This window comes from Sphingobacterium sp. UDSM-2020 (genome assembly GCF_016132525.1).
Taxonomy (GTDB): Bacteria; Bacteroidota; Bacteroidia; order Sphingobacteriales; family Sphingobacteriaceae; genus Sphingobacterium; species Sphingobacterium anhuiense.
The window spans coordinates 2,525,788-2,546,526 of the sequence record NZ_CP066166.1 but is presented as its reverse complement, the minus strand read 5'-3'; the positions used below and the strand labels follow the sequence as shown (position 1 = coordinate 2,546,526).

Annotated in this window: 18 protein-coding genes; 9 read left to right on the top strand and 9 right to left on the bottom strand. The window is 35.0% G+C overall.

Going from position 1 to position 20,739, the window contains the following annotated elements:
* Positions 1 to 11: 11 nt before the first annotated feature.
* On the bottom strand, positions 12 to 485 hold the full coding sequence (locus JAZ75_RS10730; protein WP_052764493.1) for a T9SS type A sorting domain-containing protein: 474 nt from the start codon (positions 483 to 485) through the stop codon (positions 12 to 14).
* A gap of 257 nt (positions 486 to 742) precedes the next feature.
* Here JAZ75_RS10730 and JAZ75_RS10725 point away from each other — a divergent pair, with 257 nt between their 5' ends.
* On the top strand, positions 743 to 2,689 hold the full coding sequence (locus tag JAZ75_RS10725) for a KUP/HAK/KT family potassium transporter (protein ID WP_132771007.1): 1,947 nt from the start codon (positions 743 to 745) through the stop codon (positions 2,687 to 2,689).
* 139 nt (positions 2,690 to 2,828) lie between these two features.
* Positions 2,829 to 3,740 (top strand): 23S rRNA (adenine(1618)-N(6))-methyltransferase RlmF, encoded by a 912-nt coding sequence (gene rlmF, locus JAZ75_RS10720; protein ID WP_208701729.1) that lies wholly within the window; start codon positions 2,829 to 2,831, stop codon positions 3,738 to 3,740.
* A gap of 64 nt (positions 3,741 to 3,804) precedes the next feature.
* Here rlmF and JAZ75_RS10715 read toward each other — a convergent pair whose 3' ends face one another.
* Both JAZ75_RS10715 and JAZ75_RS10710 read right to left on the bottom strand, forming a co-directional pair.
* On the bottom strand, positions 3,805 to 5,499 hold the full coding sequence (locus tag JAZ75_RS10715) for an amino acid permease (RefSeq protein ID WP_208701727.1): 1,695 nt from the start codon (positions 5,497 to 5,499) through the stop codon (positions 3,805 to 3,807).
* Positions 5,500 to 5,579: 80 nt separating this feature from the next.
* On the bottom strand, positions 5,580 to 6,263 hold the full coding sequence (locus JAZ75_RS10710) for a hypothetical protein (RefSeq protein ID WP_208701725.1): 684 nt from the start codon (positions 6,261 to 6,263) through the stop codon (positions 5,580 to 5,582).
* 112 nt (positions 6,264 to 6,375) lie between these two features.
* Here JAZ75_RS10710 and tyrS point away from each other — a divergent pair, with 112 nt between their 5' ends.
* Both tyrS and JAZ75_RS10700 read left to right on the top strand, forming a co-directional pair.
* On the top strand, positions 6,376 to 7,659 hold the full coding sequence (gene tyrS, locus JAZ75_RS10705) for a tyrosine--tRNA ligase (protein ID WP_208701723.1): 1,284 nt from the start codon (positions 6,376 to 6,378) through the stop codon (positions 7,657 to 7,659).
* Positions 7,660 to 7,775: 116 nt separating this feature from the next.
* The gene (locus JAZ75_RS10700; RefSeq protein ID WP_208701721.1) at positions 7,776 to 8,753 is read left to right on the top strand and encodes an energy transducer TonB; all 978 of its coding nucleotides are present in this window, start codon (positions 7,776 to 7,778) and stop codon (positions 8,751 to 8,753) included.
* Between the two features lie 69 nt (positions 8,754 to 8,822).
* On the opposite strand, the gene JAZ75_RS10695 is transcribed toward JAZ75_RS10700, so the two are convergent.
* Positions 8,823 to 9,521, bottom strand: coding sequence for a DUF4397 domain-containing protein (locus tag JAZ75_RS10695; protein WP_168127089.1), 699 nt, complete (start codon positions 9,519 to 9,521; stop codon positions 8,823 to 8,825).
* A 154-nt stretch (positions 9,522 to 9,675) separates the two neighbouring features.
* Between JAZ75_RS10695 and JAZ75_RS10690 the strand changes: the two genes are divergently transcribed.
* Together JAZ75_RS10690 and JAZ75_RS10685 are read left to right on the top strand one after the other, a co-directional pair.
* Entirely contained in the window at positions 9,676 to 12,363 is a 2,688-nt protein-coding gene (locus JAZ75_RS10690) for an FtsK/SpoIIIE family DNA translocase (protein WP_132771014.1), read from the top strand.
* A gap of 3 nt (positions 12,364 to 12,366) precedes the next feature.
* Complete coding sequence (locus tag JAZ75_RS10685) at positions 12,367 to 13,023, top strand: LolA family protein (RefSeq protein WP_132771015.1); 657 nt, start codon at positions 12,367 to 12,369, stop codon at positions 13,021 to 13,023.
* A gap of 54 nt (positions 13,024 to 13,077) precedes the next feature.
* Here the strand turns inward: JAZ75_RS10685 and JAZ75_RS10680 are convergent, their stop codons facing one another.
* Entirely contained in the window at positions 13,078 to 13,890 is an 813-nt protein-coding gene (locus JAZ75_RS10680; protein ID WP_031289146.1) for a lytic transglycosylase domain-containing protein, read from the bottom strand.
* A gap of 246 nt (positions 13,891 to 14,136) precedes the next feature.
* On the opposite strand from JAZ75_RS10680, the gene JAZ75_RS10675 reads away from it, so the two are divergent.
* Both JAZ75_RS10675 and JAZ75_RS10670 read left to right on the top strand, forming a co-directional pair.
* Positions 14,137 to 15,765: a pseudouridine synthase gene (locus tag JAZ75_RS10675; RefSeq protein ID WP_208701719.1), complete on the top strand. Its 1,629-nt coding sequence runs from the start codon at positions 14,137 to 14,139 to the stop codon at positions 15,763 to 15,765.
* Between the two features lie 104 nt (positions 15,766 to 15,869).
* Positions 15,870 to 16,340, top strand: a complete 471-nt coding sequence (locus JAZ75_RS10670) for a nucleoside triphosphate pyrophosphohydrolase family protein (RefSeq protein WP_132771018.1) — start codon at positions 15,870 to 15,872, stop codon at positions 16,338 to 16,340.
* Between the two features lie 33 nt (positions 16,341 to 16,373).
* Here JAZ75_RS10670 and JAZ75_RS10665 read toward each other — a convergent pair whose 3' ends face one another.
* On the bottom strand, positions 16,374 to 17,321 hold the full coding sequence (locus JAZ75_RS10665; RefSeq protein WP_208701717.1) for a TIGR01212 family radical SAM protein: 948 nt from the start codon (positions 17,319 to 17,321) through the stop codon (positions 16,374 to 16,376).
* A gap of 114 nt (positions 17,322 to 17,435) precedes the next feature.
* On the opposite strand from JAZ75_RS10665, the gene JAZ75_RS10660 reads away from it, so the two are divergent.
* Entirely contained in the window at positions 17,436 to 18,461 is a 1,026-nt protein-coding gene (locus tag JAZ75_RS10660; RefSeq protein ID WP_132771020.1) for a LacI family DNA-binding transcriptional regulator, read from the top strand.
* A gap of 61 nt (positions 18,462 to 18,522) precedes the next feature.
* Here JAZ75_RS10660 and JAZ75_RS10655 read toward each other — a convergent pair whose 3' ends face one another.
* The 3 genes from JAZ75_RS10655 to JAZ75_RS25985 all read right to left on the bottom strand — a co-directional run.
* Positions 18,523 to 18,726: a hypothetical protein gene (locus JAZ75_RS10655; protein ID WP_132771021.1), complete on the bottom strand. Its 204-nt coding sequence runs from the start codon at positions 18,724 to 18,726 to the stop codon at positions 18,523 to 18,525.
* A 311-nt stretch (positions 18,727 to 19,037) separates the two neighbouring features.
* Positions 19,038 to 20,579 carry a sulfatase gene (locus JAZ75_RS10650; RefSeq protein ID WP_208701715.1) on the bottom strand — a complete coding sequence of 514 codons (1,542 nt, stop codon included), beginning with the start codon at positions 20,577 to 20,579 and terminating at the stop codon, positions 19,038 to 19,040.
* Positions 20,557 to 20,739 (bottom strand): hypothetical protein (locus JAZ75_RS25985; protein ID WP_232789406.1); only part of this gene is annotated, 183 nt, incomplete at its 5' end. The genes JAZ75_RS10650 and JAZ75_RS25985, both read right to left, overlap by 23 nt.

Genomic DNA, 20,739 nt, shown 5'->3' with positions numbered 1-20,739 from the left:
TCGTTTAATTTCTATTTACGCACAGAAAATCTCTTTACAACAGTTTCTGAGCCAGAAACAACACGGATAAAGTAAAATCCTGAATTAAGTTTACCAGTTGGATCAAAAGAAAGATTTTGATTACCAGCATCTAAACTTCCATTCATTAACTGAACGACTTCATTTCCAAGTGCGTCCATCACTTTAATCGCAACTGAACTTTGTTTCCCTAATTTAAATGATAAACTTATTTGTTCTGAAATCGGGTTATAAAAAACTTTAACATTATTAATCAGCTTATCTACTTCCTTCGTATTATCAGAATTAGCGGTTAATCCCATAGAATAAGCCAGATGATCAGCCTTATCCAAATAAGATAGTCCATCGTTATTGGCCGTTTCAGTAGAATTCGAAGTATGCAATACAGATGCATAGCCTAAACTTCCTGTCAGCGTAATCACACAGAGCAGGCCTAAATAAGCTATTTTTTTAATAATAATTTTCATTTGTATATAGGACTTCTTAGATCGGTTATAGTTTAAATCAAATATAATATTTCCCAATCAATTTATCAACAACAAAAGTAGGTTATTTGTTTAGATATTATTAACTTATATTGAATAAAAATTTGCCATTTAACAATTTTTAACAAGATTTGCCGTTGTCAAACTAATTGCTAAAATTTGGCACGAGTTTTTCTATTGCAACGAACCTTCATATTCGTGTTAAAATGAAGGTTTTTTTACTTAAATCAAATAAAAAAATGACGACTAGTCATCAAAGTACCGCACAAAAAGTAAGTCTTGCTGGTCTACTAATTAGTTTAGGGATCATATTTGGAGATATTGGTACCTCTCCACTTTACGTTTTCAAAGCCATTATGAACAAAGGTGTCATTGACAAAGACCTTGTTCTGGGTGGATTATCATGTGTCTTCTGGACAGTTACCTTACAAACAACTGTTAAGTATGTCCTGATTACCCTTCAGGCAGACAACAAAGGTGAAGGAGGAATTCTCTCTCTTTTTTCATTGGTACGTAAAAGAGCACCTTGGTTGATTTTTCCAGCAATGATCGGTGCAGCTACTCTCCTTGCAGATGGTATGATTACACCTGCCATCACCATCTCTTCGGCGATTGAAGGATTAGACATTAAGTATCCGGGTCTACCAACAATTCCAATTGTGGTAACAATTATTACCTTATTATTTGCTATCCAACGCTTTGGAACATCGGTAGTTGGTAAAATCTTTGGTCCACTGATGTTCGTTTGGTTTTCCACCATCGGAGTATTAGGTATTAGTAATATTCATCTTGAATATGAAGTATTAAAGGCGCTTAATCCTTATTATGCTATTAAACTACTCATAGCATATCCGAATGCCCTTTTCATCATTGGTGCTGTATTCCTATGTACAACAGGAGCAGAAGCTCTCTATTCAGATATGGGACATTGTGGTAAAGGAAACATCCGCATCAGCTGGATTTTCGTAAAACTAACACTCGTATTGAACTACTTTGGTCAAGGTGCTTGGTTATTGACACAAGAAGGCAAAGTACTAGGAGAAAATAATCCTTTTTATGCCATCATGCCACATTGGTTTCTTGGTTACGGTATTGCGATTGCAACCATGGCTGCAGTAATCGCCAGTCAAGCCATGATCTCAGGGTCATATACCCTTATTTCGGAAGCTGTACGCTTAAATATATGGCCGAAGGTTGCTATTCGCTATCCAAGTGATCATAAAGGCCAATTATATGTTCCTTCCATCAATCTAATTTTGTGGGCTGGATGTATGCTGATCATTAAAATTTTTGGAGAATCAAGTAATATGGAAGCCGCCTATGGTTTGGCCATCAACTTGACATTCTTAACGACAACAATTTTGATGACTTTCTTTCTTGCAGCTAAAAAAGTCAATAAATATTTCATTGCATTATTTACAGGCTTCTATTTAATATTAGAATTGATGTTTCTAGTCGGAAATGGTGTAAAAATTGCGCATGGAGGATGGCTTACATTATTATTAGCATCGCTTCTATTTCTCATAATGTACGCTTGGTGGAGTGCCAGACGTATTAAAAACAGATTTGTTAACTTCATCAATATCGATAAGTACTATCCGATCATTTCAGAATTGAGCGAAGACAAGTCTGTACCTCCATACGCTTCACATTTAGTGTATCTAACAAGTGCAAACTTCAAATCAGAAATTGAATCCAAAATAATTTATTCGATATTAAATAAAAAACCAAAACGTGCCGACGTGTACTGGTTGGTTCACGTTGATGTTATGGATCATCCCCACACACGTGAGTATACAATCGATCAATTAATTCCTGGAAAACTAATTCGTATAGATTTCAAACTAGGCTTTAGGGAGGAGCAACGTATCAGTTTGCTATTCCGCAAAGTAGTGGAAGATATGGTGCAAAAAGGTGAAATTGATATTACCAGCCAGTACGATACTTTAAAGAAACACAAAATCCCAGGAGATTTTAAATTTGTTGTATTAGAAAAAGTACTCTCAAAAGGAAATCAATTAAGTTGGTCCGAACGTATTATCATGGAGATATATGGTTATCTTAAAAAATTAAGTCTATCCGAAGAAAAAGGATTTGGTTTAGATGCTAGTTTTGTAACTATAGAACGCGTACCACTAAGTTTACCGCAAACAACAACCATAGATTTAAAGCGGAAAAACAACTGATAGTATCCTGTTTATACCATAAGCCTCCAAGAAGTTAAAAACAGCTTGGAGGCTTTTTTATTGAGCATTTACCACCAGCTATTTTTTATTTCAGCGATCTCTTAAAATAAAAGCTTATTTTTGCATCAAATACAACATTATGGCAGGAACAGCAACAACTCCCACAAAAAAACTTCACCCTAGAAATAAACATCTTGATGCATACGATTTTGCGAAATTAATCAAAGTCGTTCCTGAACTCAAACCATTCATTTTTGTTAACGATTACCGAACAAAAACAATAGATTTTACAAATCCAGAAGCAGTAAGACATTTAAATAAAGCATTGCTTCAGCAATACTATAACATTCAATATTGGGATATTCCGAAAGAGAACCTTTGCCCTCCTATTCCAGGGCGGGCAGACTACATTCATTACGTTGCTGACATATTAGCGAAAGGCAACAATAATGAAATTCCAAAAGGAAAACAAGTTAAAATCCTTGATATCGGAGTTGGCGCAAATTGTATCTACCCAATTGTCGGTCATCACGAATACGGTTGGTCATTTGTAGGTTCAGAAATTGTAAAGAAAGCGTACAAAAATGCCATTGAAATCGTTCGGTTAAATCCAGAACTTAAAAACAATGTGCAGATTAGATTACAGAATAACCCCAAAGCTATCTTCAAGGATATCATTCTCGAAGATGAAAAATATGATATGGTGATCTGTAACCCACCATTCTTTTCCTCTCAATTAGAAGCATTGGCACAAGCAGACCGCAAAATAAAAAGTTTAAAGCCCGCTGAGCAAGAAAATATCGTTCAAAGTTTTGCAGGTCAAGGAAGCGAACTGTGGTGCGATGGTGGCGAAAAAGCTTTTATCGGACGAATGATTTTTGAAAGCCAATTTTATAAAGATCAAGTAAAATGGTTTTCGACATTGGTAGCTCACCGCGAAGATATCAGAGGTTTACAACACAAGCTTAAAAAGCTGAATGTAACCGAAATGGAAGTCATCCGAATGGAACAGGGAAATAAAGTTGGCAGAATCCTTCTCTGGAGATTCTAGCAGATATAAAAAAAGCTCTAAACAATGTTTAGAGCTTTTTTTATATCTAGTAGCATGATGCACGTTAAGAAATACTTTCTTTATTCAATTTAGAGTGCTTATATCCATAAAGGAAATAAATAACTAATCCACCAATAAGCCAAATAATAAAGATAATCCAGTTACTCGCTCCCAATTCTGTCATTAAATAAAGATTAATCAAAATACCAGTTACCGGCAATAAAGAGAAATTCATTTTAAAACTATAAATACTAAGTCCTAACCAGGTTAACCAAAAAATGATGATCAACACCTTATGTTCGATTATCTCCATAAAAGTCAGGTTCTTCCATTCTGATAGGATTGCCTGTCCATAAATCCACATCAAAACAATAGTAACCAGTAAGCCTAGACCAACTAAATATTTACCATTTACATAAGGAACTCTAAATTTTGACTTTTCAGATAATCCAGAATAATCCATATAAAGAACACCCGCACATACCATAATAAAGGCAAAGAAAGTACCTACACTTGTTAAATCGACAAAAAAATCCATCTTAAAAAACAATGATGGAACTCCCACAACGATACCTGTTACTATAGTTGCATAAGAAGGGGTTCGATATTTAGGATGTATACGTGCAAAGCGTTTAGACATCAGCCCATCCCGGCTCATCGTCATCCAGATTCTCGGTTGCGCCAATTGGTACACCAATAATGCACTTGTAATGGCAATTACGGAAGTAACCGATATAACACCAGCCATATAATCAAACCCAACATACTTAAACACAAAAGCTAAAGGATCTTTTACATTCAACTCCGTGTAATTAACCATACCCGTTAATACGAGGGTTATAGCGACATATAAGACCGTACAGATTACCAAACACCAGATCATCGCCTTAGGTAAATCACGTTGTGGATTCTTACATTCCTCTGCAGTCGTTGAAATCGAATCAAAACCAATAAAAGCAAAAAACACAGCCGCAACACTTCCCATAACACCGTGCATTCCGTTTGGAGCAAAAGGTGTCCAGTTTTCCGGTTTCACATAAAAGATACCCCCAAAAATTACAGCCAATATAATCCCGACTTTGATCATAACCATGATCGCACTAGCACGTTGTGATTCTTTAATCCCAATATAGACTAAAGCAGTTACTAGTACAGTAATAATACCTGCAGGGAGATCAAAGATGATTGGTACTCCCCCGATTCGCGGAGCGCTTAAATAAGCTTCTAATCCATGCTTATCTGCTGCCGTCAACGCATTTGCACCGTGCTCAGCAAGCTTTTTTGATGCTTCCAATGCATAGCCAGGAGCCATCGATAACCAAGCGGGTATATGTATCCCAAACCCTTCCAGCATCGAAGCAAAATACTGAGACCAGGAAATTGCAATTACGGTGTTAGAAACAGCATATTCCAAAACTAAAGCCCACCCGATAATCCAAGCAAATAATTCCCCAAAGGCAACATATGCATAAGTATAAGCACTTCCCGAAACTGGAACTGTACTGGCAAACTGAGCATAAGACAAAGCCGTAAAAACACAGGCAAAAGCTGTAAAAATAAACAGAAGTGAAACCGCAGGTCCCCCCTCATAGCTTGCTAGGCCGATTGTGCTGAAAATTCCTGCACCGACAATAGCCGCAATACCTAGTGAAACCAAATCTCTTACACCGAGTACCTTTGCAAGTCCTGAACCCTCACCATGTTGCGAGTCGTAGATAATCTGATCAACACTTTTCTTACGAAAAAGTCTTTTAAACATGTAGTTTATGTTAATATGTTAAGTAATTTGCTACGAAAATAAAAAAAAATAATACGGATAATAGTAATGCATGACAAATACTATTCAAAATCTATCATTTCATAATGAATATATTGATAGATGTCATGAAAATCCTTCATATTTTCTTTTACATAAAGGCTCAATTTACTGCTTAACGACAAAACTTGATCTTCATGAACATCAAAAGACCATAAACGTTTGCAAATCTGAAATAACGCACGGGTAACCTGTATCAGATCCGTGTATTCATAAATGTATTGAGAGGCAATAAATCTATCAAAAAAAGCATCAAACTTCGCGACATCCTTTAGTTCACTAGTAACTAGAAAAAATCGTAAAGAGTTACGGTCTACCCGCTCAAGAGCGGTATAAAACTTAGCAATAGAAACAGCTTTATGTTCAATTAAAAGATGATCTAATAACAGTTCCAGTGCGATATGCGCAAAAAAAGAAGGCCTAATCGGAAGTCCGATCAATTCATTCTTGACAGATTCTTTGATCTCATGTGTATGGTGGAAAAAGTAATCCGAATTGTGGAACAGACGGTCAACTTCAATATGCCCATTCCACCCTTTAAGCAATTCCGATTGTAACGGTTTGGCTCCTATCTGATCTTCAAAATTATTGGGTTTGAGGATAAAGGCCTTATCGGCATTTTTCAATAGATCAGGTAATAAGCTACCAACAACTCTTTCAGGAGTCGTCGCAAAACGTTCAAAATAAAAGTGTGATAAAAAATTCATAACAGCATTTTTATACCTACCGTAGTCATTTAACGAGAAATATTCACTCAATATACAGCTTAATCTCTTATATTTGTGGCTTATATTAAAAATTTTTAACCCATTTTACACAATGAGCTTTGTAGAAGAATTACGCTGGAGAGGCATGCTTCAAGACATTATGCCCGGAACTGAGGACTTACTAAATAAAGAAAAGGTATCTGGTTATATTGGTTTTGATCCAACAGGAGACTCTTTACACGTAGGTCACTTGACACAAATCATGACGTTGATACACTTCCAAAATGCAGGACACAAGCCTGTTGCTTTGGTTGGTGGTGCGACAGGAATGATTGGAGACCCTTCATTCAAATCTGCAGAACGTAACTTATTGGACGAACACACATTAAATCACAATGTGAATTGTTTGAAAACTCAGTTAGGTAAATTCCTTGCATTTGGAGAAGGTGAAAATGATGCCAAAATGGTTAACAATTACGATTGGTTTAAAGATTTCAAATTTTTAGATTTTATTCGTGATGTTGGTAAATTAATTACTGTTAACTATATGATGTCTAAAGATTCTGTAAAAAAACGTTTGGAAGGTGAAAACGGCCTTTCGTTTACAGAATTCTCGTACCAATTGATTCAAGGATATGACTTCTATTATCTATGGAAACATCACAACTGTAAAGTACAAATGGGAGGTTCCGATCAGTGGGGAAATATCGTAACGGGTACAGAATTTATCCGTCGCCAAGATCAAGGGACTGCTTTTGCTATCACAACACAGTTAATTAAAAAAGCTGATGGCCAAAAATTTGGTAAAACTGAATCCGGAGCGGTATGGTTAGATCCTAAGAAAACATCACCATACAAATATTACCAGTTCTGGTTAAATACTTCGGACGATGATGCTAAAAATTGGATTAAGATCTTTACTTTAAAATCTAAAGAAGAACTTGATACCATCATTGCCGAGCACGATGCAGCTCCACATACAAGAGCAGTACAAAAAGCCTTAGCAAAAGACATTACTATCCGTACACACTCGGAAGAAGCATATGAAACAGCAATCAAAACTTCTGATTTCTTATTCGGCAATGGTACGCTTGAATTCTTAAATGGATTAGATCATGAAGCTATTTTAGATGTATTCGAAGGTATTCCGCAATTCAATGTTTCACCAGAAACTTTGAGCAGTGGTATTAACATATTAGATCTACTAGCAGTCAACACGCAGGTATTCCCTTCTAAAGGTGAAGCGCGTAAAATGCTACAAGGTGGTGGTGTGTCAATCAACCGCGAAAAAGCGACAGATATTGAACAAGTAATCAATGCTTCTCACTTGATTAATGATAAATATATCATTGCACAAAGAGGAAAGAAAAACTACTATTTAATTATTGCTGAATAAACTTTTTTAATTACATAAAATAAAAATGACCGACTTGATCGGTCATTTTTATTTTATGAACTTTTACTATCTTTACACTTTAAAAAAATTACATATCCAAACAGACATTAAGTTAGATGAGAAAAATCGTATTAATAAGCCTGCTGTATCTTATAACGTTTACTTTTAGTTATGCACAAGTAAACTTTCAAACGCTATATACAAAATACGGAAGTATAACAAAGGAGCTTGATAAAGCATATTACGTTAAAATTGTTACCTTTCCAGATGAAAATATAAAAGATACAATAGCAGAAGAATTTTATCTTTCTAATAATGGATTAAAACTGCAGGGCAAAGTAAGCGACTTTTTTGGAACAAAATTTAAGGGTAAAAAATACGAAATGTTTGAAAATGGGAATTTGAAATCAGAGCAGATGTATTCAAATTCTTCAGAACAGATCGATACGGCATTCTACTATCATCAAAATGGTAAAATAAAATCTATTCTATATTATCCCTTTTCGATCGATAAAAAAGGTAAATATAAAATTGAAGAGCCACTTTATTTAGCCTACGCAGATTCAACAGGAAAGATCCTGCTAAAAAATGGCAATGGTTTCGCCGTATCAGAGAACTCGTATAGTTACGAAGAAGGTAACTATGTCGATCACAAAAAACAAGGTGATTGGAAGGGGCACTTTAATGGAAAGCGATATACCTTTACAGAAACTTTCACAGAAGGGAAACTGATTTCAGGCATTACCACAGATTCAATAGGCAATAAAACACCTTATGATTCAATTACAGGCTGGAAAGAACCTGCTTATCCCGGAGGTATTAGCACACTGATGCAGTATATTGGTCGAAATTATGATTATCCTGCTCAAGCGTTATATGCTGGTGTAAATGGTATCGTAGAAATTGAATTCATTATCGATAAAAGTGGAGAACCCCGCGATTTCAAACTTAAAAGAGATCTCGGTTATGGAACCGGAGAAGCAGGACTGAGAGTCGCTAAAAAGATGAAAAAATGGGAACCAGGAAGACAAAGAGGTATACCGGTCAATGTCAAATATTTACTTCCCATTCGATTAAATACAGTCCAGAGATAAAAAAAGCCTGTTCTTTTCAGAACAGGCTTAGTTATTATAATCAACCACAATTATAACCAGATCTTCTACTTATTTATGCTTAACGATTTGGAAGCTATATTTTTTATTGGTATCGCTACTTGACTTCAAACCTGCGGCATAAATGGTATAAACTTCCTTATCTTCAGGTTTAAAATCTCCCAACAGTTCAGTCATACCAACACCATTTATTTTCAGTTTATATACATCAGCAATTTTAATATTCTTAAAAGGGGCCAATTCTTTATAAGCTTTATCTTTAACAGCTAAACTATCAACATCATTTAATGTAAGCGTCAACTTAGATGCTTCAGGACTCAAATTCATAAATCTAAATTTTGCATATCCTGTTTTCAAAGTTCCAAAATCATCTTCAGTAGCCAATACATCAACTTTATCTTTACCGATCACATAGAGGCTGTAAAATTTGCCTGGAGTAAAATCTACTTTTTTACTCACTAGTGCTGTATCACCAGGAGTTGATTTCGGATCAAATACCCGCACGAGTCTACTACCAGGATACGCATTTTTATAACTCAAAACGCGATTAAAGGAGAAAACACCCTCCCAGTTATTATTCAATTTATTCTGGTCGAGACCAATATCTAATCCTTCAGATCCAGGTACAGCATTCACAGCAGACACAGCCGAGATTTCCACATAAGCGTAATCATCATCCAGCTTATTACATGAATTTAATGTCAGCATAAAAACCATTATACTGATTCCAAAAAATAATGCTTTTTTCATTTTCATTTTTTATTTACAACAAAATTCAACGATCGTCTCATTAAAAAACGTATGTTAGAAACAAAATGCTACAAGAAAAAATAAAAGGTTTAGTAAGCCAATTAAATTTCCTCCTAAATACTTAAGTTTGTATGAAGGATAACTGTGAAAATTCATGTCAAATAAAGGAAATACATTTAGACCATCTAGCGCTAATACAACATTTAAAAGGAGTCAGAAAAAAGAAGCTCCCAATAATAAGAAAGTAGAAAATAAAGAAGAAGCTCCCGCTAGAGACTTATCAGAACTGCAACAAAAATTAATTAAAATTTTAGGGGCTTTCCTGATACTATGTGCGATATTATTGGGGATAGCTTTTGTTTCATATTTATTCACCTGGTCTGAAGATCAAAGCTATATTGCAACCAATAATGGTGGTTGGGGCGTAGTGATGAATACAGCGGAAGAAATTGACAATCCCGATATCGAACTACCTGTAGTACAAAATAGATTGGGAAAATATGGTGCATTGTTTGCAAATCAATTTATTTACAATTGGTTCGGCATTGCGTCCTTTCTCTTTGTACTGGTCTTCTTTGTAATCGGGTATAAATTATTGTACAAAAAATCAATATTACCAGTTTATCGTACCATTATATACTCTTTTATCGCAATCGTATTTATATCTGTTACACTAGGTTTCTTGCATAGCTTCATTACAAAAGTGCCTCACATTTTAGAAGGTAAGTTTGGTTTCTGGACTAATAAATTATTAGAAGCTCAAATTGGAACAGTTGGTGTTGCCGGAATCTTAATCTTTGCCTATTTGACGACATTGATACTGGTATACAACCTAGATCTAAAATTTAGTATTTTCGACTCGCGTAAAAAACAAGAGGAGGAAGATGAAAATTTTGATACGGAAGAAGAAGAAACAAACTACACAAACTCCATCCGTACAGCAGAACCATCAGTATCTGAACCATTAATCAATAGAAGGGAAACCTATACACCTGCACCTAGTCTGAATGACAAATTTCAATCGAGTAGAAATGCTGATATTCAATTAAATGAAGAATTCACTCCTCCTCATAAAGAAATCATTTTACCTGTTTCGGAAATTAAACCAGAGAACAAAGTGCTCATCCCATTCGAAATCGAAGAACCAACTCCAACTGAAGAAGATACGAATATAATTAATGAAAATACCGTTTCATTTACGGTAGACGAACCTCTTCAAATAGATCCTATTGTAGAAGAAAAGCCGGTACAAAGTCATGAATTAGAAGTAGAATCACCTAAAGAAGAAAAAACGATTACGGCTAATGATCTAGTTGCACAATTCGGTCAGTATGATCCTAAATTAGATTTATCAGGATATCAGCATCCAACCTTAGACCTATTAAAAGATTATGGAACTGGAAAAATCACGATCAACCAGCAAGAGCTGGAGGCCAACAAAAACAGAATTGTTGATACCTTACGTAATTACAATATTGAGATTGAACATATTAAGGCTACAATCGGTCCTACGGTAACATTATATGAAATCATTCCTAAACCTGGAGTACGTATTTCAAAAATCAAAAATCTAGAAGACGATATTGCACTGAGTTTAGCGGCTTTAGGTATCCGTATTATTGCTCCGATGCCGGGAAAAGGAACTATTGGTATCGAGGTCCCTAATAGCAATCCTGAAATGGTTTCCATGAAATCAATTATTGCAACAGAAAAATTCCAAAAGACGGATATGGACTTGCCAATCGCCTTAGGGAAGACAATTTCGAATGAAGTTTATATTGCCGATTTAGCGAAAATGCCCCACTTACTGGTAGCCGGTGCTACAGGACAAGGTAAATCCGTAGGTATCAATGCAATCTTAACATCGCTACTGTACAAGAAACATCCTGCAGAATTAAAGTTTGTATTGGTCGATCCAAAAAAAGTAGAGCTTTCTTTATTCAAAAAAATAGAGCGACACTTTCTCGCGAAATTACCAGGAGAAGAAGATGCTATTATCACAGATACAAAGAAGGTTATCAACACATTAAACTCCCTTTGTATTGAAATGGATCAACGTTATGACTTGCTAAAAAATGGACAAGTACGTAATTTGAAAGAATATAATGCAAAATTTGTCAATCGCAGATTAAACCCTGAGGAGGGTCATCGATTCTTACCCTTTATAGTTCTTATTGTAGATGAGTTTGCCGATCTGATGATGACAGCTGGTAAAGAAGTTGAAACACCCATTGCACGTTTAGCACAATTAGCACGTGCGGTAGGTATTCACTTGGTAATTGCCACCCAACGTCCGTCGGTCAATATCATTACAGGTACGATTAAAGCCAATTTCCCGGCACGTTTGGCATTCCGCGTATTATCTAAAGTAGATTCACGTACTATTTTAGATTCAGGAGGTGCAGATCAATTAATTGGTCGTGGAGATATGCTTTTATCAACAGGTAGTGACTTGATTCGTATTCAATGTGCATTTGTAGATACTCCAGAAGTCGAAATGATTTCTGACTTTATCGGAGGTCAACGTGGATATCCATCCGCATTTATGCTACCTGAATATGTTGATGAAAGTGGCGATGGTTCAGGTTCTACAGATTTTGATTTCTCAGATAGAGATCAATTATTTGAAGAAGCGGCACGCCTAATTGTTATGCATCAACAGGGGTCAACCTCACTCATCCAGCGTAAATTAAAGCTGGGGTACAATAGAGCTGGGAGAATAATTGATCAGTTAGAGTCTGCAGGAATCGTTGGTCCTTTTGAAGGAAGCAAGGCCCGTGAAGTACTCTATCCCGATGAATATTCTTTAGAACAGTTTTTAGAAACATTAAGGAAGGATTAAAAGATGAAAAAAACAATGGGCATCATGCTAGGTTTCATAACCTTAGCAGTCGCAACTCCAGCACTGGCACAACAAGATGCTGCTGCAAAAAAAATATTGACAGAAGTCAGTAAAAAGTATGATAGTTATCAAACGGTACAAGCAAACTTTTCATTTTCAGCAATTCAGGGTTCAAATAAATCTGCCTACACCGACGCAGGGACACTCTATTTAGATAAGAAAAACAATAGATATCATATTACGATGAATAGTCAAGAAATGATATCAGATGCAAAGAGCTTATATACTATTTTGAAAGAAGAAAAAGAAGTTCAGATTGCGGCAATAGAGAATAGCACAGATGCAATAGATCCCAGTAATATTTTTAGCTTTTATAAAACCGGATTTAAATATAACTTGGTTGCAAATGAAAAATCTGGAAACACACTTTTAAATGTCGTTCATTTAACACCAACTGATAGCAAAAAGAACTATTCTAAGATAAAACTCCGCATCAATAGAGCAACAAAACTGATATATGATGCGACTATCTATGATAAAAACGGTGGTCAATACAGTTACACGATTAAGAGTCAGGTTCCCAATAAGAATTTGGATAACAGTTTATTTAGCTTTAACAAAAGCAAATACAGCGGTTATGAAATTGTAGACCTAAGATAGGTAGAACAGACACTAGAAAAAAAAGGCTTGAATTATATAATTCAAGCCTTTTTTTTATAACATATTCTCATTTGGATCTTTCTGATCCGTTCGGTTCGCATATCGCGTATAACCATGTTTTTCAGGATTCTCAATAATTTCTTTCATCGAAATCAATTTATAGACATAAGAACCAGTTTCATTATTCAATTTCAAATTGTAATAACTATCCTCTTTCTGACGTCTAATAGAACCCTTTAAACTTCCTCCACCTACATTATAAGCAGCAGCTACAAGAGTCCAGTTTCCAAACTGCTTATAAAGTGATTTAATGTACTTAGCGGCGGCATGAGTAGACTTCGTCAAATCTCGTCTCTCATCAACATTTCCATTCACTTTCAATCCATAAAGTCTAGCAGTTGCAGGCATAAACTGCCAGTAGCCACCAGCCCCTTTAGAAGAAACGACTCCTCGATCCAATCCACTTTCTACCAATGGAACGTACTTAAAGTCTTCAGGAATACCGTAGGATGCTAAAATCTTCTCAATCTGCGGCAGATAGGCCTCTGCTTTTTTATGTAGACTGTAAGAGCCTCTCTTTTTGAAAGAGAAGTTTTTAAAATATCGCAACAACTTGCTTTCAACATGTGGCCGATTTATCGGCAACGTATCATTGGCAAATGTCAACGAACTCAAATAATGATCATTATTATTATCATTATTTTCATTTTTCTCCTTTTCATCTTCCCCATTAGAAAGATTACTTGGCGCTTTCACAGTAATGATCTTATCATCACCTGCAGCAATTGTGTTTGGGTTTGAGTACAATTTTGACAACACTAACGCCGACAAAATCAGACTACAACATAATACTTTTTTTCTAAACATTCACTCCCTTAATGCTACCCTATCCACGATAAAATCGATCAAAAAATAGCTTGGTACAAATTCAAGGCTACAAAGATAAAGACTATTTACTTAAAAAACAAACACTTAACCTTTTCAAGGTTTAAACATGTTTCAAGCTTGATTTTTTTGTAACTTTTCATCCCTCCAAAAAAAAATTAAATTTATTTCTAGAAAAAAAGAAAATTATGGGTAACTTTGCCGTTCACATTATTTTATAGTAATAAGATGCCATTCAGCAATAAAAGGAACAGTCGTGATGACAAGTCCAAAAACTCAAGAAGTACCTCAGAAAACTTCAAACCAAGAGGCGATCGTTCAAAGGATGATAGATCCTCTAATTTCAAAGAAAACAAAAGACCGAGAAGTTCATCATTCGGCAATAAAGATAACACAGACAGACCATATAATAACGACAAAAAATCTTTTGGAGGTGATAGACCTTTCAAAAAATTTGATGGCGAAAACTCCGATAGAAAAAGAAGCTTTGACAAACCCTTCAATAAAGAAGGTAAATCTTTTGGCGGTGACAGACCTTTCAGAAAAGAGGGTGATAGCTCCGACAGAAAAAGAAGCTTTGACAAACCTTTTAACAAAGAAGGTAGATCTTTTGGTGGTGATAGACCTTTCAGAAAAGAGGGTGATAGCTCCGACAGAAAAAGAAGCTTTGACAAACCTTTCAACAAAGAAGGCAGATCTTTTGGTGGTGAGAGACCTTTCAGAAAAGAGGGTGATAGCTCCGACAGAAAAAGAAGCTTTGACAAACCTTTCAACAAAGAAGGCAGATCTTTTGGTGGTGATAGACCGTTCAGAAAAGAAGGTGAAAGTTCCGACAGAAAAAGAACTTTTGACAAACCTTTCAACAAAGAAAGCAGATCTTTTGGCGGTGAGAGACCTTTCAGAAAAGAAGGTGATAGCTCCGACAGAAAAAGAACTTTTGACAAACCTTTTAACAAAGAAGGCAGATCTTTTCAAAAATCTGATGGTGATCAAACTGACTTTAAACGTCCAGCTAGAGACAAATCAGATAGACAATATAAATCTTCTTATAAAAAATTCAATAATGACGAAGATCGTAAAGAGGGTTCTACTGAAAGAAGATCAACAGAAAGACCTCAACGTTCAAAATCTTCTCAAAATGACGGCCTAATTCGTTTAAATCGTTATATCGCTAATTCTGGAGTATGTTCTAGAAGAAAAGCAGATGAATTAATCGCAGCTGGCGTTGTTAGTGTTAATGGTGAAGCCGTTACTGAATTAGGTGCTAAAGTAGATCCAGCTAAAGACGACGTTAAATATAATGGTGAGCGTTTGAAACGTGAAAAAATGGTTTATGTCCTATTAAATAAACCTAAAGATTACATTACTACTACCGAAGATCCTCAGGAGCGTCACACAGTAATGGAATTAGTTTCAAAAGCTACTAAAGAACGTATCTATCCAGTAGGTCGTTTAGATAGAAATACAACTGGTTTATTATTAATGACAAACGATGGTAATTTAGCTGAAAAACTTTCGCACCCTCGAAATAACATCAGTAAAATCTACAACGTAGAATTGAATAAAAGCTTAACACAAGGTGATTTTAATAAAATTGTTTTCGGTCTTGAACTGGAAGATGGTTTTGTAAAACCTGATGATTTAAGCTACGTAACTGGCGGAAGTAAAAGAGAAGTTGGTGTTCAGATCCATAGTGGTAAAAATCGCATCGTAAGACGTATTTTTGAATCGTTAGGATATGAAGTAGTAAAACTAGACCGTGTTGTATATGCTAACTTGACTAAAAAGGATTTACCAAGAGGTCGTTGGAGATACATTGAAGAGCGTGAGCTAGTTCAATTGAAACATTTAATTTAATATTTACTCCTTTATATAGAAAGCAGCTTCACAGCTGCTTTTTTTATTTGACTCAATTTTTAAATTAGATTATATTGCATAATTTAGCAAAAATAAAATATAACATGACTGATCCAAAAACATTAACATCCGTAGCCGAATTTCATAAAGTTTTCCAGCATCCGATATTAGAAAAACCAACTATCCCAAGTGAAAAACGCAGTGCATTACGTGTATCTCTTATTGCTGAAGAATTAAAAGAGTTGGAAGAAGCTATCCAAAACAATGATCTTGTAGAAGTAGCAGATGCATTATGTGATATACAGTATGTGTTAGCAGGTGCTGTACTTGAATTTGGTTTAAAAGACAAATTTAATGAGCTATTCGAAGAAGTGCAACGTTCCAACATGAGTAAAGCCTGTCAATCCATTGAAGAGGCTGAAGCAACAATAGCACATTACAAAAATTCAAAAGATGTCGATAGTTACTATAAAGAAGTAGATGGTCTATTCTTAGTATTCAGAACAGAAGATAACAAAACATTAAAATCGATCAATTACTCTCCGGCCGATTTAAAATCAATCATAGAAAAATAAAAAAAAGGTTGCTATAATGATAGCAACCTTTTTTTATCCTATATATTTCGAGCCTTGTATGGCCTCTTTACGTTCCAAAGCCTTATCTATGTACGTTTGAATAGCTGATTTCTTCATTCCCCAATTTGGAGCAATCAGTAAATCTTGATCTGCCAACCCAAATAAACGTTGAATAACAATATCCGGTCGCAATAGCGGAATAAATTCTGCTAGAAAGTCACAATATTCATCAATGGAGAAAACATGAAAAGGTTCACGCTTGTACTGAACGCCCATGATCGATCCTTCAACAATATGCAGATGATGCAACTTCACAAATTTAATCTGCGGGTGCTTATTTATTTCATCAGCATATCTTAACATCATTTCATGCGATTCCCAAGGAAAACCAAAAATAGTATGTACACAAATTTCCAATGGACTATTTTCAACTAATTTTAGTGCTTTTTGCAATTCATCATGAGAACAGCCCCGGTTAATTCTATTCAAAGTTTCATCATAAATTGACTCCATCCCCATTTCCAGATCAACATCATAACGATCACAATAACTTTCTAACAAAGCTACCTTTTCAAAATCAATACAATCAGGTCTTGTTCCAACAGAAAGACCAATAGTATCTTCAGGACAAACAGCTAAAGCTTCGTCATACATAGCCTTTAAAAAATGTGCAGGAGCATAAGTATTTGTATTGGGTTGAAAATAGATAATGAATTTATCAGCCCTGTACCCTTCTCGCGCTCTTTTAATGCCTTCTTCCACCTGTTCACGAATTGTTGGTAATTTTCGTGCAGATTCAGGTGTAAATGAATCTACATTACAATATGAACAACCGCCATACCCCTTACTTCCATCACGATTAGGGCAAGTAAAATTCCCATCCACAATGACTTTATATACGCGTTGACCATTATATTTCTTTTTCAAGTAAGATCCATAATGATTATATGGCTTTTGTCCTATATCTAATAATGTACTCATAAATACAAAGATAGAAAGATTTCATAGGATTTAATTATTGGAAACACATTATGTCCCTTACAATGATCGAATCTTTACACAATTTAGTATCTTTATAAGTTATATTAGGAAATTATGAAAAGATTAACTCTTAAAGATATCGCAAAAGCGCTAAACTTATCAGCTCCCACCATTTCCAAAGCCTTATCCGATAGTTACGAAATAAATAAAGAAACAAAAGAGAAGATCATTGCTTATGCCCATGAACATAATTACCAGTATAATGCATTAGCTAGAAGTTTAAAAACCGGTAAAACCAATATTATAGGAGTTATTGTTTCGACGATCAGTAATTCATTCTTTTCACAAATTTTGGAAGGAATAGAAGAGTCCTCGCTTTTTCAGAAATACAATATCATTATTATGCAAAGTCGAGAAAGCCCTGCAGTAGAAAAAAAATGTATTGACATCCTATATTCAAAAGGCGTTGATGGTATATTAATTTCACCTGTATCAGATAGTGCTAACTTAAGTTATTTACAACAACTCCATAATGGCAATTGTCCTATTGTTATCTTCGATCGTATCAATAATAATCTACAAACCTTCAAAATAGGAATTGATAATAAAAAAGCAGCACAAAAAGCAACGCAAGAACTTATTGATAGAAACTACAGCAAGATACTGCACATTACAGGAGTTGCTAATGGTGTTACAAATGAAAGACTTCTAGGTTTCCAGGAGGCTTTAAAACAAAATAACATCGCATTTGATGACAAAAAACTACTGAGATGCGATCTATCACAAATTCAAATCGTTGAAGAGCAAATCCTAAATAAATTAGAAGAATTAAAAAATGACAATAAAAGTCCTGATGCCATTTTTACTGCTACAGACTTATTGACAAATCGTACAATAGGTTTATTAGCACAACAAAAAATTAAAATTCCATCGGAAATTGCCCTTATTGGATTTTCAAATACGAATTATGCCTTTTCTTTTAATCCACCATTGACCTGCATTTCTCAACCAGCTACAAGAATAGGAAAATTAGCTTTTGAAAAAATGATTCATATTCTAGAATTTCGATTAAAAAAGAGAGAAATTGTCTACGAAACGATAGAACTAGATGCCGCGATTACCATTAGAGAATCTATCTAAACAATCAGAAATGATCATTATGTCATAACATAATAAGGGGATATATAATCCCCTTATTATGTTAATGTCCTCCTCTATTTCTTCCATTACCTTTATGGTGCTTGTTATGCCCCTTTTTGTAATGTTTATTATGTCCTTTCTTATGGTGACCGTGATGATGCCCCCGTTGAGGTCTATGACCATGATCATGATAATATCCTACACAAGAACTAACAGACAGCAATAACATTAACCCTCCCAAAAAAATTGCAAATTTTGCCTTCATAAATAACCTATCCTTTTCAGAAAATAGCCAAATACTATACCAAAAGAGTCCATCGATAAAAATTACAGCTGTTTCATCTCATAACAACCTGTTTATAAAGTAGTTTATGCAACAAATAAATCTGACATAATAAATTACACCTAAATAGGAGATCAGATTAAGCTTAATAATTGGATGAACTCATCAACCAGCAAAAGCCATATATGCTGTCATAGTTATAATCTTGGCAAAATAAATCCGATATAGGAATTCTAAAAGTACCATACATATACCTAAAAAGTCAATACAAGTACAAAAAAAAGGTAGATGTTTTATTTACTCATTATCTCTGCGGCAAGATCATCCTTGTATTCTTTAATTGATATTGCCAGATCCTTTTTTAATGCAATTAATAGTTCGCTATTTTCAAACTCACTATAAATATTATTCAATTCTTGAGGATCTTTCTCAAGATCGTAAAGTTCCCAAAAATCTTGTTCTCCATAAAAACGAATCAACTTAAACTTTGTAGTTCTGATACCAAAATGTGGCATCACACGATGAGGTTGTGGATATTCATAATAATGATAATAAATTCGATCGCGCCAAGATACTTCATCATTTTTTAAAAGATCAAAAAAAGATTTTCCTTGAATTTCTTTTGAAGCAGGAGCATCTGCCATCGCTAACAATGTGGGAGCCCAATCAATATTCAAAACAGGCTGTTCAATGACTGTACCCGCTTTGATAACCCCAGGATAGCGGATCATAAAAGGAGTTCTCAAAGATTCTTCATATATGAAGCGCTTATCAAACCATCCATGTTCGCCTAAATAAAACCCTTGGTCCGAACCATAAATAACAATCGTATTTTCAGCCAAACCATTGTCATCCAAGAAATTCAAAATCTTTCCGATATTACGATCCAGCGCCTTAGCTGTAGAGAAGTAATCGCGCATGTAACGTTGAAATTTCCACTCTGCGAGATTCTTACCGGTTAGTTTTCTATCATTGAATTCTTTACTTATCCGATCACCGTAATAAGCACGGTAAGCATTACGTTGTTTGCTATCCAATCGGCTATAAATCCAGTCGGTTTCATAATCAACATTTACTTTCAGATCAAAGCCCAGTTTCATTGTTCCTGAAATACTCATATCCTGATGAGCTGCAGCTTTCCTATTCTCATAAGTATCGTAGAAAGTTGACGGAACTGGAAAAGTAACATCATCATATGCTCCGAGATCTTCTAATGCAGGCAACCACTCGCGATGTGTGGCTTTCTCACCGATTACAAGAAAAAATGGTTTATCCTTATCTCTTTTTTCTATCCAGTCCTTTGAAAGGTCTGTAATAATATCTGTGACATAACCTTTATGATTAACCGTATCATTCGCCTGTGTAATAAAATCTGGATTAAAATAATGACCTTGATCAGGGAGAATAGTCCAATAACTGAATGCGTCCTGAGGTAATGTTTCCAGATGCCATTTTCCTATCCATGCAGTTTGATATCCAGATTCAGCTAAAGATCTGGAGAAAATAAACTGATTAATATTGAATTTTTTGTCATTTGAAATAAAACCATTCACATAACTATATTTACCCGTTAATAGCGCTGCTCGACTGGGACCACAAATAGAATTGGTTACAAAAAAATTATTAAATAAAGCACCTTCATTAGCGATCCGGTCAATATTAGGAGTTTTTGCTAATTTATTGCCATATACACCGATTGCTTTATTCGTATGATCATCTGACAAGATAAAAATAATATTCGGCTTCTTATGTTTCACATCCTGAGCTGGACTAGCATATGAAAACCATATGGGTATAAATAATGCGAAGAGTTTATAAAAAGTAGGTTGTGACATATTGATCAAAATTATTCTTAAAGATAAGATAATCTTGATAAAAAAGGTATAAACACAAAAAAGCCTCTGCTGTATAGCAAAGGCTTCTGTATAAAAAAAGGCACCGACCTACTCTCCCACCTGTTACGGCAATACCATCGGCTCTGGCGGGCTTGACTTC

Bases quoted from the DNA above. Each gene is read 5' to 3' on its own strand.
- JAZ75_RS10690 (WP_132771014.1), top strand. From the start codon at position 9,676: ATGTCAAATAAAGGAAATACATTTAGACCATCTAGCGCTAATACAACA.
- JAZ75_RS10715 (WP_208701727.1), bottom strand. From the start codon at position 5,499: ATGTTTAAAAGACTTTTTCGTAAGAAAAGTGTTGATCAGATTATCTAC.
- JAZ75_RS10675 (WP_208701719.1), top strand. From the start codon at position 14,137: ATGCCATTCAGCAATAAAAGGAACAGTCGTGATGACAAGTCCAAAAAC.
- JAZ75_RS10665 (WP_208701717.1), bottom strand. From the start codon at position 17,321: ATGAGTACATTATTAGATATAGGACAAAAGCCATATAATCATTATGGA.
- JAZ75_RS10650 (WP_208701715.1), bottom strand. From the start codon at position 20,579: ATGTCACAACCTACTTTTTATAAACTCTTCGCATTATTTATACCCATA.
- JAZ75_RS10695 (WP_168127089.1), bottom strand. From the start codon at position 9,521: ATGAAAAAAGCATTATTTTTTGGAATCAGTATAATGGTTTTTATGCTG.
- JAZ75_RS10655 (WP_132771021.1), bottom strand. From the start codon at position 18,726: ATGAAGGCAAAATTTGCAATTTTTTTGGGAGGGTTAATGTTATTGCTG.
- JAZ75_RS10700 (WP_208701721.1), top strand. From the start codon at position 7,776: ATGAGAAAAATCGTATTAATAAGCCTGCTGTATCTTATAACGTTTACT.
- JAZ75_RS10710 (WP_208701725.1), bottom strand. From the start codon at position 6,263: ATGAATTTTTTATCACACTTTTATTTTGAACGTTTTGCGACGACTCCT.
- JAZ75_RS10685 (WP_132771015.1), top strand. From the start codon at position 12,367: ATGAAAAAAACAATGGGCATCATGCTAGGTTTCATAACCTTAGCAGTC.
- JAZ75_RS10730 (WP_052764493.1), bottom strand. From the start codon at position 485: ATGAAAATTATTATTAAAAAAATAGCTTATTTAGGCCTGCTCTGTGTG.
- tyrS (WP_208701723.1), top strand. From the start codon at position 6,376: ATGAGCTTTGTAGAAGAATTACGCTGGAGAGGCATGCTTCAAGACATT.
- rlmF (WP_208701729.1), top strand. From the start codon at position 2,829: ATGGCAGGAACAGCAACAACTCCCACAAAAAAACTTCACCCTAGAAAT.
- JAZ75_RS10680 (WP_031289146.1), bottom strand. From the start codon at position 13,890: ATGTTTAGAAAAAAAGTATTATGTTGTAGTCTGATTTTGTCGGCGTTA.
- JAZ75_RS10670 (WP_132771018.1), top strand. From the start codon at position 15,870: ATGACTGATCCAAAAACATTAACATCCGTAGCCGAATTTCATAAAGTT.
- JAZ75_RS10725 (WP_132771007.1), top strand. From the start codon at position 743: ATGACGACTAGTCATCAAAGTACCGCACAAAAAGTAAGTCTTGCTGGT.
- JAZ75_RS10660 (WP_132771020.1), top strand. From the start codon at position 17,436: ATGAAAAGATTAACTCTTAAAGATATCGCAAAAGCGCTAAACTTATCA.